Genomic DNA, 17,499 nt, shown 5'->3' with positions numbered 1-17,499 from the left:
CCGCAGATTCCGCAGATTAACGCAGATTTTGGCGGCGTGTCTTGCCGCTGGCGCGGCAAGTCACGCCGCCGGTGGGAAGGCGCGAAGGTACCGTGGCCCCACGGCTTGCTGTGGGGCTTTTTTTGCCTCACGCGAAGACGCGAAGGCGCGAAGAAGACTTTGTTATCCGCAGATTCCGCAGATTAACGCAGATTTTGGCGGCGTGTCTTGCCGCTGGCGCGGCAAGTCACGCCGCCGGTGGGAAGGCGCGAAGGTACCGTGGCCCCACGGCTTGCTGCGGGGCTTTTTTTGCCTCACGCGAAGGCGCGAAGGCGCGAAGAAGACAGGGAAGATGGCGGCGCGTCTTGCCGCTGGCGCGGCAAGTCACGCCGCCGGTGCGAAGGCGCGAAGGCGCAGGGGGCCTCACGCGAAGGCGCGAAGGCGCGGAGAAGACTTTGTTATCCGCAGATTCCGCAGATTAACGCAGATTTTGGCGGCGTGTCTTGCCGCTGGCGCGGCAAGTCACGCCGCCGGTGGGAAGGCGCGAAGGTACCGTGGCCCCACGGCTTGCTGTGGGGCTTTTTTTGCCTCACGCGAAGACGCGAAGGCGCGAAGAAGACTTTGTTATCCGCAGATTCCGCAGATTAACGCAGATTTTGGCGGCGTGTCTTGCCGCTGGCGCGGCAAGTCACGCCGCCGGTGGGAAGGCGCGAAGGTACCGTGGCCCCACGGCTTGCTGTGGGGCTTTTTTTGCCTCACGCGAAGACGGGAAGGCGCGAAGAAGGCAGGGGCCCCTTACGTGAGGGCGCGAAGGCTCGGGCGTTCCGTGGCCCACGGCTTGCCGTGGGCATTCAGCGCACACGAGTGGCGGGTGTCTTCCTTCAGGCCAGGCCGACGGCTTGGCGGACGCGTTGGAGGGTCTGTTGCGCGACCTTACGGGCGCGGGCGGCGCCGTCCTGGAGGACGTCCTCGACGAGCTGTGGTTTTTCGAGGAGTTGTTTCCGGCGTTCGCGCATGGGTGCGAAGAACTCGCTGTATTTATCGAAGAGTGCCTGTTTGGCGTGACCGTAGCCCATATTGCCGGCGAGGTAGCGTTGGCGGAGTTCGGCCTGTTCTTCGGGCGTCGCCATGAGTTTGTAGAGGGCGAAGACATTGCAGGTATCGGGATTTTTAGGCTCTTCCATGGGGGTGGAGTCAGTGATGATCTTCATGAATTTCTGACGGATGGGCTTGCCCTCGCCGAAGATCTCGATGGTATTGTCGTAGCTCTTGGACATTTTCTGGCCGTCGAGGCCGGGGATAACGGCGACGTCTTCCTGGATCATGGCTTCGGGGACGGTGAGGATATCGCCGTAGCGGTTATTGAAGCGGATGGCGATATCGCGGGTGACTTCGAGGTGCTGTTTTTGGTCTTTGCCGACGGGGACGAGCTGTGAGTTATAGAGGAGGATGTCCGCCGCCATGAGCACGGGGTAAGCGAAGAGGCCGTGGTTGGCTTCCATGCCGCGGGCGAGTTTGTCCTTGTAGCTGTGGCAACGTTCGAGGAGGCCGACGGGGGTCAGGCAGGACAGAATCCAGGTGAGCTCCTGCACTTCGGTCACGTCCGACTGGCGGAAGAACACGGTGGTATCGGGGTTGAGCCCGCAGGCCAGAAAGTCCACGGCGACATCGAAAGTGCGTTGGCGGAGCAGTGCCGGATCGGGCAGCTGAGTCAGCGCGTGGTAATTGGCGATGAAGTAGTAACAGTCATTGCCCTCCTGGAGGGACAGCGACGGGCGCATCATGCCGAAGTAGTTGCCGATGTGGAGCGTGCCGGATGATTGTACGCCGGAGAGAATGCGTTTGCCAGCCATGTTAGGTCCTTCTGCTGCTCAGGTCGAATATGCCGCCGGGCGTAGCGCGGGGAGGCGCCGGCCGGCAGCTGTAAAGAAAATGTTATTGGGTATTGGTCGGGGCGCCGTGGCGCGTCGTCAGTTGATGAAATTGGGTCGTTCGCGGGCGATGGTCGTTGGCGCTTCGTGGCCGGGGTAGACGGTGGTCCGGTCCGGCAGGGCGAGCAACTTATTCTTGATGGACGCCATGAGGTGCGCGGCGTTGCCACCGGGGAAATCCGTACGGCCGACGGTACCGCGGAAGAGCGTGTCGCCGCTGAGCAGGAACTGCTCGGCGGGGAAGTAAAAGCAGACGCAACCGGGGGTATGGCCGGGCGTGTGGATGATCTCGTAGCTGCTGCCGGCGATCTGCGGCGCTGTGTCGCAGGGCTCGGGCAGGTCTTTGGCGGCGGGAATCCATGGCAGAATGGCATTGGCGGGGCTGCTGTAGAGCCCGCGGTCGGCCTCATGAATCCACACCGGGATGCCGTAGGCCTTGGCGATGGCGGGCACCGCCGAAATGTGGTCCACGTGGCCGTGGGTGAGCAGGATGCCGCGGGGCTGCAATGACAGATTGCGGACCTCGGCCTGGATGCTGTCCCCGTGATCGCCGGGATCAACGATCAAGCACTCGCGGCTTTCCGGATGATAGAGCAGATAGCAGTTGACGGACAAGAGTCCGACGGTGAACGAATGAATCTCGGTCATGGCGGTGGGTTCTCTCTGCGGTCGGCGCAGCGGGTCAAGGCGTGGCTGCTTTTGCTGGCACGGCTTGGCTGCGCAGGTTCTTGAAGTTGGTGCCCTTGCCGCTATCGAAGGCCAGGTAGCTGTTGAGAACCTCGACTGCGCGTTTCAGCTGCTTGTCGATCGCCAGCAGCTTGTCCATGTCGCCTTCATTTTTGATGATGGCAATGATGTCCTGTGGGCTGAGCTTGTCTTCGATATCAGGTTCGATGCCGTGTTCATGGATGACGCGGCGGCTGGGCGTGTAGTATTTGGCGATGGTGAGTTTGAGGGCGCTGCCGTCCTGGAGCTGAACGACATTTTGGACGGAGCCCTTGCCGAAGGTCTTTTCGCCGAGCAGGATGGCCCGGCCGGTGTCGCTCAGGCAGCCGGCGGTGATTTCCGCCGCGCTGGCGCTGCCGCCGTTGATAAGCAGCAGCACGGGCTTGTCGGCGGGGAACTTGAAACCGTCTTCGTGGCTGCGCTCAATCTTCTTGTTTTCGCGGCCTTCGACAGAGACCACGAGCTGCCCCGGCGGCAGGAAGAAGCTGCAGATGTCCACAGCGGAGTCCAGCAGGCCACCGGGGTTGTTGCGCAGGTCGATGATAAGCCCGGCGACGTCCTTCTTGACGAAATCTTCGAGGACCGCCTGGAGCTGTCCGGCGGTGGGTTCCATGAATTGCGTGATGCGGACATGGCCGATGCGGGTGCCGTTGAGGACGGTGGCGTCGGCGACGCTGACAAGGGGAATGAGCGCCCGTTCGAGGGTCAGGTCGATGGTTTCGTCGGTGGCTGGGCGGTAGATGGTGATGGCCACGGTGGTGCCGGGCTTGCCGCGCAGGCGGGCCACGGCTTTGTCAACGGCGACGTCTTCCAGGGGCTCCTGGTCGATCTTGATGATCTGGTCGCCGTTGATGATGCCGGCCTTGGCGCCAGGCGTGCCGGCGATGGGCGAGACTACGGTGAGCACGCTGTCTTTGACGCTGATGGTCACGCCGATGCCGCCGAATTCGCCCTCGGTGTCCTCCATGAGCGACTGAAAGTCGGTCGGTGGCAGGAAAGCGCTGTAGGGATCGAGCTTGCTGGTCATGCCTTCCATGGCGCCGCGGATGAGCTCCTGGTAGTCCACTTTGTCGATATCGACATAGTTTTTACGGATGATCTGCATGACCTCCATAAGGGTGTCGATATGCTGGAAGACCTCGTCCGCGCCGGTTTTTTCCGCCTCGTTGCTGAAGACCCGGTAACCGATGCAGGCGTTGATGGCCAGAACGAGCGAGAGGATGGTCAGGCAGGCTTTGCTTCGTTGCATGATGGGCACCCGTGGTTGGAGGGCCGGCCACGCCGTGGGGCGGCGCGGCCGGGAGGCTGGCGCGCTCAGGCGTCGGGGTAGATTTTGCTTTGCAGGTATGCGGGCAGGGCGGCGATGGCGATGCGCTCCTGGGTCATGGTATCGCGGTCGCGGACCGTGACGGCTTGGTCATTGGCGGTGTCGAAATCGACCGTGACGCAGAAGGGCGTGCCGATTTCATCCTGACGGCGGTAGCGTTTGCCGATGCTGCCGCTGTCGTCGTAATTGGCGCGGTATTGCTTGCGCAGGTTGCGGAAGAGCGCCGAGGCGCTTTCGTCGAGCTTCTTGCTCAGGGGCAGCACGGCGATCTGCACGGGCGCGACTTTGGCCGGGAGCCGGAGGACGACGCGGACGTCCTCGTCCATGCCTTCCTTCTGGGTGTCAGCCTTGTCTTCGTCATAGCCATTGCAGAGCAGCATCAGGCAGATGCGGTCGAGGCCGCAGGACGTCTCGACGACGGTGGGGAAGAAGCTGTCCTTCGTATCCTGGTCGTAGTACTTGCAGTCTTTTTCCTGCTTGGAGAATTCGCAGTGGCGGGACATGTCCCAGGTGCCGCGGTGATGCACGCCTTCGATCTCGCCCCAGCCGAAGGGGAATTCGAATTCGATGTCGAGGGCGGCCTTGGCGTAATGCGCCAGCTTGTCATGCCAGTGGATGCGCAACTTGTTTTCGGGAATGCCGAGGACCTTCGTGTAGAAGTTCCAGCGTTCTTTGTGCCAGTAGTCGAACCACTGCATGGAGTCTTCGTCGCGGCAGAAGAATTCCATTTCCATCTGCATGAACTCGCGGCTGCGGAAGGTGAAGAAGCGCGGGTTGATCTCGTTGCGGAAGGCCTTGCCGGTCTGGGCGATGCCGAAGGGCAGCTTTTGGCGGGTGGCGATGCGCACGGTATTGAAATCGACGAAGATGGGCTGGCAGGTCTCGGCGCGCAGCCAAGCGGCATGTTCTTCATCAAAGACGGGGCCGACGAAGGTCTTCATCATCAGGTTGAATTCACGCGGTTCGGTCATCTTGGTCGACCCGCAGTTTGGGCAGACGCCGGGATTTTCCAGCTGGTCGACGCGGTAGCGTTTTTTGCATTCGAGGCAGTCGGTCATGGAGTCGGAGAACTGCGCCAGGTGGCCGGATGCGCGCCACACTTCGGGATGGCAGATGATGGTGGAGTCGAGGCCTTCGACATTGTCGCGTTCTTCGACCATATAGCGCCACCACAGCTGCTCGACGGCGCGTCGCAGCGGCACGCCGCTGGGGCCGTAGTCCCAGAAGCCGTTGATGCCGCCGTACATTTCGGAGCTCTGAAAGATGATGCCGCGCCGTTTGCAGAGGGCGACGAGTTTGGTCATGGTGTCGTTGTCAGCAATGTTGCTCATGATTTCCTCAAAAGGCGTCCTGGGGTGAAAGGTCTTTCAACGGTGGTTAATACGGGAAACCCATAACATACCACGGAAAGGGCAGGAAAAAAGCTGATTTGAGGAAGTATATTACCGGCGCTGACAACGACAACGGCCTTTTTGCGGGGCCCATCAGGAGAACGCGCATGAACATCTTGGTTACCGGCGGTTCCGGCTTTATCGGCTCCCATTTATGCCGCCTTTTGCTATCTCAGGGCCATGACGTGCTGGTGCTGGACGATCTCTCCACGGGGCGCTACGAGAACCTCGAAGGGCTGGAAGACGGCCGGCGCCTGCGATTGATCGTGGACAGCGTCAATAACGCCGCGCTGGTTGACCAGTGCGTGCGCGAGGTGGATTGTGTGTACCATCTCGCATCGGCAGTGGGCGTGCGGCTGATCATTGACCAACCGGTGCGGACCATCGAGAGCATCGTCGGCGGCACCGAGAACGTCCTGAAGTCCTGTTCGCGTTATCGGCGCCCCTTCTTGCTGACCTCGACGTCCGAAGTCTACGGCAAAGGCAGCAAGGTGCCTTTTTGCGAAGACGACGACACCGTGATGGGGCCGACCAGTAAACGCCGCTGGAGCTACGCCTGCGCCAAGGGGCTGGACGAATTTCTGGCCCTGGCCTACTGGGTCGAAGCGCGGCTGCCGGTGGTGATCGCGCGCCTATTCAATACCGTCGGGCCTCGTCAGACCGGCCAGTACGGCATGGTCGTGCCCGCATTTGTGCGGCAAGCCCTCCGTGGCGAGCCGATTACCGTTTTTGGCGACGGCCAGCAGAGCCGTTGCTTCGCCCATGTTGAGGACGTCGTCGGGGCGCTGGTCCGTTTGCAGGACAGCCCGGCGGCGCGGGGGCACGTCGTTAATATCGGCAACAACGAAGAGATCAGCATCGAGGGATTGGCGAAGCGCGTCAAAGAGCTGACGGCCAGTGCATCGGAGATTCGATACATTCCGTATGCCGAGGCCTATGGTGAAGGTTTTGACGACATGCAGCGTCGAGTGCCTTCGTTGGAGCGCGCGGGGGCATTGATCGGCTACCGGCCGGCCCGGTCGCTGGATGCCATTCTGCGTGATGTCATTGAGTACGAAAAAGGAGTGATGAGCTAAGTCCGGATGTATTATTGAGAAACGAAGCCCGTTTCCGTTGCGGAAGAAGCAGGGGCACCATGCAATGCCGTCGCTCAGCATCCTCCGCGTGCAAGCAACCACGTGACGAATGAAAGACTATGCGTATGACAACGACCTTGAGTGACCGTTATTTTGCCCGCGGCCGGGATTTCCTCGGCTGCAAGTATCCCTTCATGTGTGGCGCGATGACCTGGGTGAGCGAGCCCCGCCTGGTGTCGGCCGTGTGCAACGAGGGCGGTTTTGGCTGTCTGGCCGGCGGCAATTCGCCGGTAGCCATCCTCGAACAGCAGATTGACCAGATGCGCACGTTGACAGACAAGCCCTTCGCGGTGAACCTGGTCACGCTGGCGCCGGCCTACCGCGAGCACCTCGAACTCCTGAAGCGCAAGCCGGTCCCCTACGTGATTTTCGCCGGCGGCTTTCCCAAAGATCATGATATCACGATGATGAAAGACACGGGTGCGAAAGTCATGTGCTTCGCTTCCACGCACTCCATTGCTGCCCGTATGATTCGCTGGGGCGCCGACGCCATCATCCTCGAAGGCACGGAGGCCGGCGGCCACATCGGCCAGATTACCCTCACTGTGCTGTTGCAGCAGGTGCTTTTCACCACGGACGACGTGCCGGTATTCGTCGCCGGCGGTATTACCCAGGGCCGCATGTGCGCGCACCTCTTCATGATGGGCGCCGCTGGTGTGCAGCTGGCAACGCGCTTCGCCGTGGCCCACGAAAGCATTGCCCACGATAATTTCAAGGACGCCATCATCCGCGCCAATGCCCGCGATGCTGCCGCCACCCCGCAGTTCGACAGCCGGCTGCCCGTCGTCTCAGTCCGCGCTCTCAAAAACAAGGGCACCGACGAGTTCGGACATCTGCAGCTGGACCTCCTCGGCAAGCTCGAACGCGGCGAAGTCACCCGCGAAGCCGCACAACTGCAGGTGGAGACTTTCTGGATGGGCGCACTGCGCAAGGCCGTCATTGACGGCGATGTCCAACGCGGTTCGCTTATGGCCGGGCAGTCCGTCGGCCTGGTCGATAAGAGCGAAAGCGTACACGATATCATCATGGACCTGGTCAACGGCACCGAGCTGGAACTGCAGCGCGTGCGCGACGTGCTCTGCCCGTAAGAATATAAGAAAAACGACATTCAGGTACACGGCCCAGCCGAGACGCTAAGACAGCGCCGCGGCCGGGCCGCTTTTTTGGGGCGCTGCTAGGACGCGGTTGCAGACGGATAGGGGTGGCACGGAGGAGACGTATGGGACATATGGGACGTAGGGGACGTGGGGGACAGAACAAGATGACTATCTGCCCATACGTCGCATACGTCCTCTACGTCCCATCATTGTTTTCTTTCCAAACCCGACAACGCTGTACTTTTTTTGCCAAAAAGCGCGCGTGGTGCTTGTTTCCTGCATGAAAAATGGTATTTTAGAATGGCTGTGCTTACTAGTAGTAATTCTTATATAGTCGCACGGGTACATTAGAAAGGTTCATAATGCAAAGGCGTTTTACACTGATCGAGCTTTTGGTTGTCATTGCGATCATCGCCATTTTGGCGGCGATGCTGCTGCCGGCGTTGAGCAAGGCGCGTGAGAAAGCGCGGAGCATTTCCTGCACGTCGAACGTGAAGCAGATTGCGCTGGGCGCCAACATGTATTCGGATGACTATGCGGACTTCCTGCCCTGTGCTTGGATGAACAACACCGAGATTTGGGCGAAGGTTCTTTACGCCTACGTTGGTGACAAGAAGGTTTTTGACTGCCCGTCCTATGTGGGCACGCATGCCGACTTGAAAGTTGATGGCGACTGGCTGAATGAATACGGCTGGAATTATCACAGCTATGACGCTTCAACCACGGATTACGACAATAAGGGCGGTTTGGGTTTCAAGCATCCCAGCGATCCCCGTGGCGGCCCGGTGACCCGTGCGAGCATACCCCATCCCAGCGAGATGATCATGATGGGCGATAGCCGTCAGACCAATGCAGGGCCCTACCTCGGCCCGCCCAGCAACTTGGGGTGGGTTCCCAACCACCACAATGACGGCTGCACTATTGGTCATGTCGACGGCCGTGCGACCTGGTACAAGCGCCTCACCCTGACTTCTCCTGGCAATCAGCGTATGTGGAAAAAGACCGGCAAGTAAGTCTGCCCACTACACGCACAGGAGACAAAGCGCTGTTCGCAGCGGTGTTGTTAGGTTCAGGATGAGGCCGCCTTAGCCGTCGCTACTCGCGCCGGCTGGCCGCCCAGCTTGCAGATCCGGGATCTATGACTGGCCACTATGTCTTGATTTTGCCGAAGTGGCAATAAAAGCCTTGCGCCGACATGATAATTTTGCTAGAATGCCTAGGTACGTGTCTTTACGGTCGCCCAGGCGCAGATTTTTTTGCCGAGGCGATGGTTGTTATGTAGAAGCAAAAGAAGGGATGGATGGCGATGCGAAAAGTCTTTACCCTGATCGAACTGCTGGTGGTGATTGCGATCATTGCGATTTTGGCAGCGATGCTGTTGCCGGCGTTGAGCAAGGCGCGGGAGAAAGCGCGAAGCATTTCCTGCACGTCGAACATCAAACAGATTGCGCTGGGCGCCAACATGTATTCGGACGACTATGCGGACTTCCTGCCCTGCTACAAGATGAGTGACGTCTTCTGGGGCAAGCTGCTTCTTGCCTATGTGGGCGACATCAAAGTCTTCAACTGCCCGTCGTATGTGCCGTCAGCGACTGCTCTTGCGGCCTTGTTGATTCCCGATACGGACAAGGACTGGTATAACGAATACGGCTGGAATTACCACTCCTATAACTACTCTTCCGATTATGCCACCTATGGCGCGTTGGGCTATGTGTATCCTGGCAGTGACACTCGCGGCGGTCCGGTGACGCGGGGTAGCATCCCCCATCCCAGCGAGATGATCATGATGGGCGATAGTCGGCAAAGCAGCCCTGCACCAGTAATCGGGCCGGCTTCGACATCGACCTTTGTATCCAATCACCACAATGACGGCTGCAATATCGGCCTGGTGGACGGCCATGTGGCCTGGTACAAGCACGCCGCGCTGATCTCTCCCGGCAACGCCCGCTGGTGGAAAAAGACTGGCAAATAACTCGCCGTTCTGGTGACAGGCATAGCCTCCGCCAGTAAGCGTAGACATTACACACCGCCGCCAACCGCATCATGCTGTTGGCGGCGGTATTTTTTTGCCGTTGTGGGGGCAATAACTGCCCGGAAATAACTGCAAGGAAAGTTGCAAGTTGCTGATAAAGAGAATAGTGTGAAAAACTTTGCGCTGTAGCTATAAATCGTCTGCACTTCTCTTGCGTTGTTAATGCATTATTGTTATAATCACTAGCAGACAATGGCAAGAGGCATTTACGACTTGGAGGGATTTTTCTTCCATCCAGACTACAGAAGGGACGCCAGCTATGCGCAAATTATTCACTCTTATTGAGTTGTTGGTGGTTATTGCGATCATTGCCATTTTGGCCGCAATGCTGCTGCCGGCGTTGAGCAAAGCGCGGGAGAAAGCCAGGAGCATTTCCTGCACGTCGAATGTGAAGCAGATTACGTTGGGTGCGAATATGTATTCGGACGACTACAAGGACTTTCTGCCCTGCGCCTGGATGAACGACACGATTGAGTGGTCGACGCTGCTCAATGCCTACGTGGGTGACATCAAGATCTTCAATTGCCCGTCCTACGTATCGACCATGGCCAACGAGTACGGCTGGAATTACCATTCCTACAATGGGTCAGCCGATTATGCCGCCAATGGCGCCTTGGGCTTTAAGCATCCTGCTGATCCCCGCGGCGGTCCGGTGAAACGTCTGAGTATTCCCCATCCCAGCGAGATGATCATGATGGGCGATTGCCGGCAGAGCAGTCCCGGCCCGTATATCGGCCCCGTAGTCACTACGAGTTTTGTCCCCAAACACCACAATGACGGCTGCAATGTCGGCCACATTGACGGCCATGCTTCCTGGAACAAATGGGCGACGCTGGTTTCGCCCGGTAACTACCGCTGGTGGAAGAAAACGGGCATATAAGAGAACAACTGCGTAAAGTTTTTGTGTAAAGCATGAATTGGGTTTGCTTGTTAATGGCGCATAGCAGCAAGGAGAAACACACATGAGGGCTCTGGCGAGGTTTACGCTGATTGAGTTGCTGGTTGTGATTGCAATCATTGCGATTTTGGCGGCGATGTTGCTGCCGGCGCTGAGCAAGGCGCGAGAGAAGTCCCGTGCGATCAGCTGTCGCAACAACCTCAAGCAGATCGGCTTGGCCTTGATTCTCTATGTGGATGAAAACAACGGCACTTACGTGCCCATGATGGTAGGTAACTGGGCGCCGCCATTTTGGCAGGACATGTTTAATTCGGTCCTGCCCGGTACCACGGGCAATCTTGGGCGCAACAAGTGTTTTTACTGCCCCTCCGAGGACAAGCACCACAACATTTCGGACTACGGCAACAATCAGCGGATCATCTCGAATTGCAGGACGAACCCAGCGGCGTCGGTAGCGCAGAGCCAGATCACGCGGCCGTCGGAGATTTCCGTGATTATGGAGTCGAAAGAGTACATTACGTCGTCGAGTAGCTACGTCGCATCTTGGTACACCAATGTGCACTCATCCACGTTTTATAACGCGCCACTGACTGCGACCACGGCCGGCCCGGGCTGCGGCAACCTGCCGCGCCATGGCAACGAAATGAACTATCTATTCTGTGACGGCCATGTCGAGGGCATCAACCAGAATGTCATGGCCGCGAACTGCCGTAAACTGTTCGGGATCGACGCGCTGTAAGTTTTACAATGTTTTGGCCGAAACGCTCCGGTGTTGACGGCGAGAGAGTAGGTCGTCAACACCGGAGTCTTTTTGTCTAAAATGCCCCCAAACAAGCCCCCAAGAAGCCCCTAAAAAGAACAGAAACAGGAGACAGTGCATGCGGCGTTTTTTCACCTTGATTGAGTTATTGGTGGTGATTGCGATTATTGCTATTCTAGCGGCGATGCTGTTGCCGGCCTTGAGCAAAGCGCGGGACAAAGCCCGAAGCATTGCCTGCCGCAATAACTTGAAGCAGATTGGCACGGCGGTGATGCTCTATACGGATAGCTACAAAGAGTATTATCCGCCCATGGGCAACTGGAAGACGCCCTTCTGGCAGGACAAACTTAACGAGGTGCTGCCGGGCACGACCGGCAATCTTGGGCGCAACCCCTGTTTCTACTGTCCGTCGGAGGCAAAACATCACAACATTGCGGATTATGGCTGCAACCGGAATATCATCAGAAATTTTGACAATGGCGGTACGGAGGCAGCCGTGTGCCTGGCAGATATCAAGCGGCCATCGGAGCTTGCCGTGATCATGGATTCGAAGGAGCCTGGTGTGGATTCGGGGTCGTGGTACACCAACGTGCATGATACGGGTGGTTTCCAAGCCAATCCCCTGACGACGTCGACTGCCGGTCCCGTGGGCAATGCGACCTATCGTCCCCGGCATAATGGCGGCGCGCACTACCTTTTCTGTGATGGTCACGTGGATGGCTTGAGCCACCAGAATATGGCCGCAAGTGTAGTCAAGATGTTCAGAAACAACTAACGGCCGCCGGCGGCGGTGCCGTCGCCCAGCTGGCGTTGACTGGCGAATATAGTGAACATGAGAACAGCGCGGGCGCAAATCGAACGGATTTGCGTCCGTTTGTTTATACGGCTGGAGCGTAGCGGCGAATTGATGTCGCGCGGCTGTGTCCCGCGGCCTTACCCCGTCATTTTGCATCATCATCAACATGAGGGCACCCATGAAACTACCGATGGTCGTACTTAGTTCGCTGGCGCTGGCCTGTGTGGCGCAAGAACTCCCGTGGCATTTTCCTGAGGCGTCCCGGCGGCAGTGCCTGGAGATAAGCAGCAGCGTTCGCCGCGTGGAGCCGCCAGTGACGGTCAAGCTGGCTGACGCGGAGCGCTGCCGGCTGGTATTGTCGGAAAAGGCCGGCGCGCCTTTGGCCTGTCATGTGGATGGCGACGTGGTGAGCTTTGTACTACCGGGCGAAATTGGGCCGGAGCGGCCGGCGTGCGTGTTGGTGTACTGGTCCGACGCGGCGGCTTGGCAGCCGTCGCCGCGGCTGGCGGAAGTGCCGGAGCCCCAGGACGACTTCGCGCGCATCGTCCTCGGCCACGAATGGGATTTTGCCGAGGACCAGTGCGGCATTCAGGCCTGGGGCGACCGCCCGGAACACATTGGCCCGGTGACGATTGAGGACGGCTGGATGAAAGTGCCGGTGACGGGCAGCGACCCTTATTTCATCTGGGGGACGATGTTTGGCACGCCGCCGGCGGACGACCCCTTCAAGCTCGACTCGTCGCTCTTCACCATTCTCGAATTGCGGGTGCGGCAGAGCCAGCCCGACCTGCAGTGGGGCTATTTCGTCACTGACGCGACGGGCACCTACCGCAAGGGGCAGTTCCGGGTGCCGGGTGTGGGGCCCCATACTGCCCGCATCTATCTGCCGCGCAGCCTGCCGGATTTCTGGGATGGCCGCTTGTTCCGGGCGCTGCGCATAGACTTGCCCAAGCAGGCCGGCGTCACCGTCTGGGTGGACTATGTGCGCGTGCTGCCCCGGCAGCCGCAGGTACTGCAACTGCCAGTGCTCCGCCAGGACGACCTGGCCACGACAGCGGCCGCCGCCGGCTGCGAATTCACGGCTCTGCCGACGGCCCTCACGGCGGGAGCTGAGCACGCGCAGCGGGTTGTCGTCCGCGCCGCTGCCGGCGGCGTGCTGGCCGACCGGCCATTGTGTTGGGTCATGCACTGCCAAACGGCCAAGGGCGATGCTGAAACGCGCCACGGCCAAGCCCGCACGGACGCTGCTGGTGCCTTCACGCTGCCGTTGACCGCGCCTAAGCGCACCGGGACCATCGCCCTCAGTGTTGGCCTCGCGGACGACTATGGCCGACAAAGCAAGGCGGCCAAGGCTGACATCGCGGTGACACCGGCGGCGATCGTGTCCTACGATCTGCAGTTGGAGCGCTCCTTTGTCCTCAGCACGGCGACGACGCAGACGCTGTCGGTGTGGGGGCTGGACGAATTCGGCAACCGCCAGGCGGTGGACATCGCCGCGCCGCGCTGGCAGGGCGCCGAAATCGCTCAGGGACCGTTGCGGGGCAATCCGGCGACGGTGGGCATCGCGGTGCCGGCGACGCCGCAACGCAACTACGTGATTTCGCTTGAGGACGCCGAGGGTCGCCGTGGCCAGACCTGGTGCAGCGTGATCGCGCCCATGCCCAAGCAACGGCAGGACACCATCAGCATTGGCCCCAGTGGCTATCTGCAACATCCGGATGGCGCACTTTTCACGCCCTTTGGCGGCCTGTACGCCAACTGGCCGCATGGCAAGCCGCAGGAAAATGGCCGCCTGCAGCGCTCGCTGGACCTCTTTCCCTGCGGGCCTAGCAACTACCAGTACGGCTATCCGTGGGCGCCGGACGTGGAGCAGAAGGTCAAGGACTACCTGGAGCATTGCGCGTCGCGCGGCCTGACGGCGCTGCGGCTGATGCTGCGCAATATGGACCTGGTCGGCAAAGTGGACCACACCCAGCTGCAGGCCGTGCTGCGCATGTTCGACCTGGCGCGGCCGCTGGGCATCAAATTCAATGTCGCGCTTTGCGAAGACTACGTCAAACCGCCCTACGGCAACAGCCAAGTGCTGGAGAAGGTCGTCATGCAGCATTACAGCGAAGACGAATTGGCGGCATTGCCGCCACACCGTCGGCGCTTCCTGGTGGAAAAACGCCTCCTGGTCAATCCCTACGACCGCTACCTCGACGAAGACGTGATCGCCTGCCAGAAGGACTACCTGCGCGAGCTGATTCCCATCCTCGCGGATCGCGAGGAGATCTTCTGCTATGAATTCGAGAACGAGATGATTCGGCCGCCCATGTCGTGGTGCAATGACATCTCGGACTTCATCCGCTCCATTGATCCCCACACGCTGATCTTGGCCAATCCCCATCCCATCCTGTGGCCGGCGCCGGTGCAATGGCGCGAATCGAACATCGACTTGTTCTGCGATCATCCCTATAACACCGGTCGGCCCGATGCTGATCGCGGCGCGCTGATGTTCACGCGGGCCAAGTGGTGCATGGCGTCGGGCAAGCCGTCGCTCACCGGCGAAGGCGGCGTCTTCCCGGCGACCTACTGGTCACGGGCGGGCGTGGACTACGACAGTGTCATCGTTCCCCATGGCACCCGTTTTGCCCGCGATCAGGTGTGGCTATCCCTCACCGCCGGCTATGTCGGCGTCATGTATTGGACCGTTGATCTGGACAGCAAGGCCGACGAACTCGGCAAGCCCACCCGCGTGCTCGCCGCTCTCGGCGCTGACCTGCGCAGTTTCCAGCGTCGCCGCCCGCCCCTGGCGCTGGCCATGCCCGCTGACGCTTCTAAAAACAACGACTGCTTCGCACTGGTGGGGAAACTCATGGCTCTCGGTGCGGATTTCGATACCGTGCCCGCCGACGAGGCCGCCGGTTACCCGGCGGTGCTGGACCTCGCCACGCTCGACCTCGATCAGCTGCCGGCAGTGCCGTCTTTCGCCCGGCCCGCTGACGGCTATCAGGCGACGGCGCTGGTCGCTAAGGACGGTCAGGCGTTGATCTACCTGCGCAATGCCGCCGCCATCGTCAATCCGGATCCCAAGCTCCCGACGGTGTATGTGCGCGAAGTCCGCGAAGCGCGGCCGGCGCTGGCCTTTGACGCGTTCCCTTACACGAGCTGGCAGGCATACGATCTCAATGAGGACAAAATCGTGACCCTGACCAGGACGGCCGCTGGCTTGGCCTTGCCACCATCGACCCACGATTTCGTGCTTTATCTCAAATAAGGACCATGAGGCGCGTCGGGCGCGGCGTGCCCTGCGTGGCACCCAACGCTTCGCAAACAAAGGACGGATTATGCAGGATGCGTTGCTTCGCAATGGGCACTTCGCACAGCAATTGACAGCCGATCCAGGCGCATTGCCCCTGTCGTTTCGCTATGGCGGCCAGCTGCTTCACGGTATTCCCGCGAGCTGGCGGCCGCAACGGCGGCTTGAGACCATCGACAGCTGCCGGCAACGCGTCACCTTGAGCGGCGGCGATCCCGCCAGCGGCCTGCGCCTGTGCTTCGAGCTTACGATTTATCGTGACCACCCCGTCTGTGAGTGGGTTCTGTGGCTGGAAAATGCCGGCAGCGACGACACCGCGCCCATCAGCGAACTCATGGGCGCGGACCTGACCCTGCCCATGGCCGCCGGCGGTGCGCCCTGGCGGCTGTGGAGCGGCGTTGCCGAATCCCACGACGACAAGAATTACTCCTTCAGCACGACCGCCCTGGCTCAAGGCGACGACCTTCATTTCGCCAATCGCGGCGGCCGACCCAGCGATGGCGCCTTTCCCTACTTCCGGCTGTTGGGCGATGACGGCGGCTATGCGCTGGCCATCGGCTGGCCCGGCCAGTGGCAATGCCACTACGACATCGGCGCTGACGGCGTGCAGTGGCGCGCCGGGCAGGGCGAGCTGGCCTGCGTTCTGCGGCCCGGCGAGCGCATCCGCACGCCGCGGCTGACTGTCATGAGTTTCGCCGCTGCGGACGATCCGGTGAACTGCTGGCGGGCGTGGTACCGCGCGCATATTCTGCCGCGTGCCGCCGATGGTCAGCCCCTGCAGCCGCGGCTCTGCGGCTACGCCCGCCGCAGCGCCGACATCGAGCATTGCAGCGAGACTTGCGACACTCAGCTCGCGTTTATTCGTGAGGCTCGTGCCAAGGGCTTCCACTTCCATAGCTGGTGGATCGACGCCGGTTGGTACCCGTGCACGCTGCCGCCGGAAAAACGCACCGCGTCGCCATGGATGGCCGACAAGCCCACGCATTGGGTCTATACGGGCGATTGGCGGCCCGATCCGGCGCGCTTCCCGCAGGGCCTCAAGCCCATCGCCGACGAACTCGCCAGCGAGAACGCCGAACTGCTGCTGTGGTTCGAACCCGAACGTATTTTCGCCGGTCTGGGCACGGACGGCATGCCCGATGACTGGTGGATCAAATTGCCCGGTAATGTCAATTCACTGCTCAATCTCGGCAATAACGACTGCCGCCAGGCATTGACGGATAAGATCAATCGGCAGATCCGCGACAATGGCATTCGCGTCTATCGCCAGGATTTCAATTTCGATCCGCTGCCCTACTGGCGCCAGGCCGATGCCGCGCAGGGGCCGCAGCGCCAGGGCATCTGCGAGAATCTCTACATCCAGGGCTACCTGGCCTACTGGGACGCCCTCCTTGCCGCCAATCCCGGGCTGTGGATTGACTCCTGCTCCTCCGGCGGTCGCCGCAATGACCTCGAAACCATGCGCCGCGCCGTACCACTCCATTACAGCGACTACGGCTATGAACTCTACGTGGATAAACAGCGCTACCACCACGTGCTCTATCAGTGGCTGATGTATTTCAAAGATGCGCAGAAATTCTGCCTGCAGGACAAGGATCGCGCCGTTGACGACTTCGCCGCCACGGCGAGCATGGCGCCCATGACTCTGCTGCCATTGTGCTTCCCCGAGGGCTTCGCCACCGACAGCATGCTGGCCATCGCCGAGCGCTGGTCGCAACTGCGGCCCTTTTTCGTCGACGGCGACTACTACCTGCTCAGCGAGGAACTCTTTGGCGACGACCGCTGGCTGGCCCGGCAGTTCCATGATTCCGCGCGGCAGGCTGGCGCAGTTATTCTCCTGCGCAATGAACACGCGTCCGATGCGTCATTCCAGCTTCGCCTGCGCGGACTGGACCCCGACCGCGACTACGTCCTTAGCGATTTCCGTGATGGCCGACAGCATTCCGCCAGCGGCCGGCGCCTCAGCAAAGACGGCTTGGCTTTCGCCCTGCCGCCGCGCGGCGCCACCGTGCTGCATTACCACGCGCTGTGACCATGTTACTTGGCCGATATGATGACTTGCTTTGTCCGATCTGGGCCAAAAACCACCATCACTCGAGTGCCATGTTTTTGCGCCGTAGGCGCT

The 17,499-nt window shown here is 60.4% G+C and carries 13 protein-coding genes; 9 read left to right on the top strand and 4 right to left on the bottom strand.

Annotation, left to right across the window (positions count from 1 at the left end):
* Positions 1-860: 860 nt before the first annotated feature.
* The 4 genes from trpS to J3R75_RS05005 all read right to left on the bottom strand — a co-directional run bounded on the left by trpS (position 861) and on the right by J3R75_RS05005 (position 5,294).
* Complete coding sequence (gene trpS / locus J3R75_RS05020; RefSeq protein WP_307260270.1) at positions 861-1,832, bottom strand: tryptophan--tRNA ligase; 972 nt, start codon at positions 1,830-1,832, stop codon at positions 861-863.
* Between the two features lie 117 nt (positions 1,833-1,949).
* Entirely contained in the window at positions 1,950-2,558 is a 609-nt protein-coding gene (locus J3R75_RS05015) for an MBL fold metallo-hydrolase (RefSeq protein WP_307260269.1), read from the bottom strand.
* A 34-nt stretch (positions 2,559-2,592) separates the two neighbouring features.
* Positions 2,593-3,885, bottom strand: coding sequence for a S41 family peptidase (locus tag J3R75_RS05010; protein WP_307260268.1), 1,293 nt, complete (start codon positions 3,883-3,885; stop codon positions 2,593-2,595).
* Positions 3,886-3,950: 65 nt separating this feature from the next.
* A complete protein-coding gene (locus J3R75_RS05005) occupies positions 3,951-5,294 on the bottom strand; it encodes a glycine--tRNA ligase (protein WP_307260267.1) in 1,344 nt (447 codons plus the stop codon).
* Positions 5,295-5,461: 167 nt separating this feature from the next.
* Between J3R75_RS05005 and J3R75_RS05000 the strand changes: the two genes are divergently transcribed.
* The 9 genes from J3R75_RS05000 to J3R75_RS04960 all read left to right on the top strand — a co-directional run bounded on the left by J3R75_RS05000 (position 5,462) and on the right by J3R75_RS04960 (position 17,406).
* The gene (locus J3R75_RS05000) at positions 5,462-6,430 is read left to right on the top strand and encodes an NAD-dependent epimerase/dehydratase family protein (RefSeq protein WP_307260266.1); all 969 of its coding nucleotides are present in this window, start codon (positions 5,462-5,464) and stop codon (positions 6,428-6,430) included.
* 125 nt (positions 6,431-6,555) lie between these two features.
* Positions 6,556-7,578: an NAD(P)H-dependent flavin oxidoreductase gene (locus J3R75_RS04995; protein WP_307260265.1), complete on the top strand. Its 1,023-nt coding sequence runs from the start codon at positions 6,556-6,558 to the stop codon at positions 7,576-7,578.
* A 371-nt stretch (positions 7,579-7,949) separates the two neighbouring features.
* Positions 7,950-8,600 (top strand): DUF1559 family PulG-like putative transporter, encoded by a 651-nt coding sequence (locus J3R75_RS04990; RefSeq protein WP_307260264.1) that lies wholly within the window; start codon positions 7,950-7,952, stop codon positions 8,598-8,600.
* Positions 8,601-8,887: 287 nt separating this feature from the next.
* A complete protein-coding gene (locus J3R75_RS04985; RefSeq protein WP_307260263.1) occupies positions 8,888-9,559 on the top strand; it encodes a DUF1559 family PulG-like putative transporter in 672 nt (223 codons plus the stop codon).
* Between the two features lie 319 nt (positions 9,560-9,878).
* The gene (locus J3R75_RS04980) at positions 9,879-10,499 is read left to right on the top strand and encodes a DUF1559 family PulG-like putative transporter (protein WP_307260262.1); all 621 of its coding nucleotides are present in this window, start codon (positions 9,879-9,881) and stop codon (positions 10,497-10,499) included.
* Between the two features lie 82 nt (positions 10,500-10,581).
* Complete coding sequence (locus tag J3R75_RS04975) at positions 10,582-11,256, top strand: DUF1559 family PulG-like putative transporter (RefSeq protein WP_307260261.1); 675 nt, start codon at positions 10,582-10,584, stop codon at positions 11,254-11,256.
* 139 nt (positions 11,257-11,395) lie between these two features.
* Positions 11,396-12,052 carry a DUF1559 family PulG-like putative transporter gene (locus J3R75_RS04970; RefSeq protein WP_307260259.1) on the top strand — a complete coding sequence of 219 codons (657 nt, stop codon included), beginning with the start codon at positions 11,396-11,398 and terminating at the stop codon, positions 12,050-12,052.
* A 199-nt stretch (positions 12,053-12,251) separates the two neighbouring features.
* Positions 12,252-15,332: a hypothetical protein gene (locus J3R75_RS04965; RefSeq protein WP_307260258.1), complete on the top strand. Its 3,081-nt coding sequence runs from the start codon at positions 12,252-12,254 to the stop codon at positions 15,330-15,332.
* A gap of 70 nt (positions 15,333-15,402) precedes the next feature.
* Positions 15,403-17,406, top strand: a complete 2,004-nt coding sequence (locus J3R75_RS04960) for an alpha-galactosidase (RefSeq protein WP_307260257.1) — start codon at positions 15,403-15,405, stop codon at positions 17,404-17,406.
* Positions 17,407-17,499 lie beyond the last annotated feature (93 nt).

It is taken from the genome of Oligosphaera ethanolica (assembly GCF_030814695.1).
Taxonomy (GTDB): Bacteria; Verrucomicrobiota; Lentisphaeria; order Oligosphaerales; family Oligosphaeraceae; genus Oligosphaera; species Oligosphaera ethanolica.
Note: the sequence above shows the minus strand (reverse complement) of the source record. Positions and strands in the feature narration are given on the sequence as shown.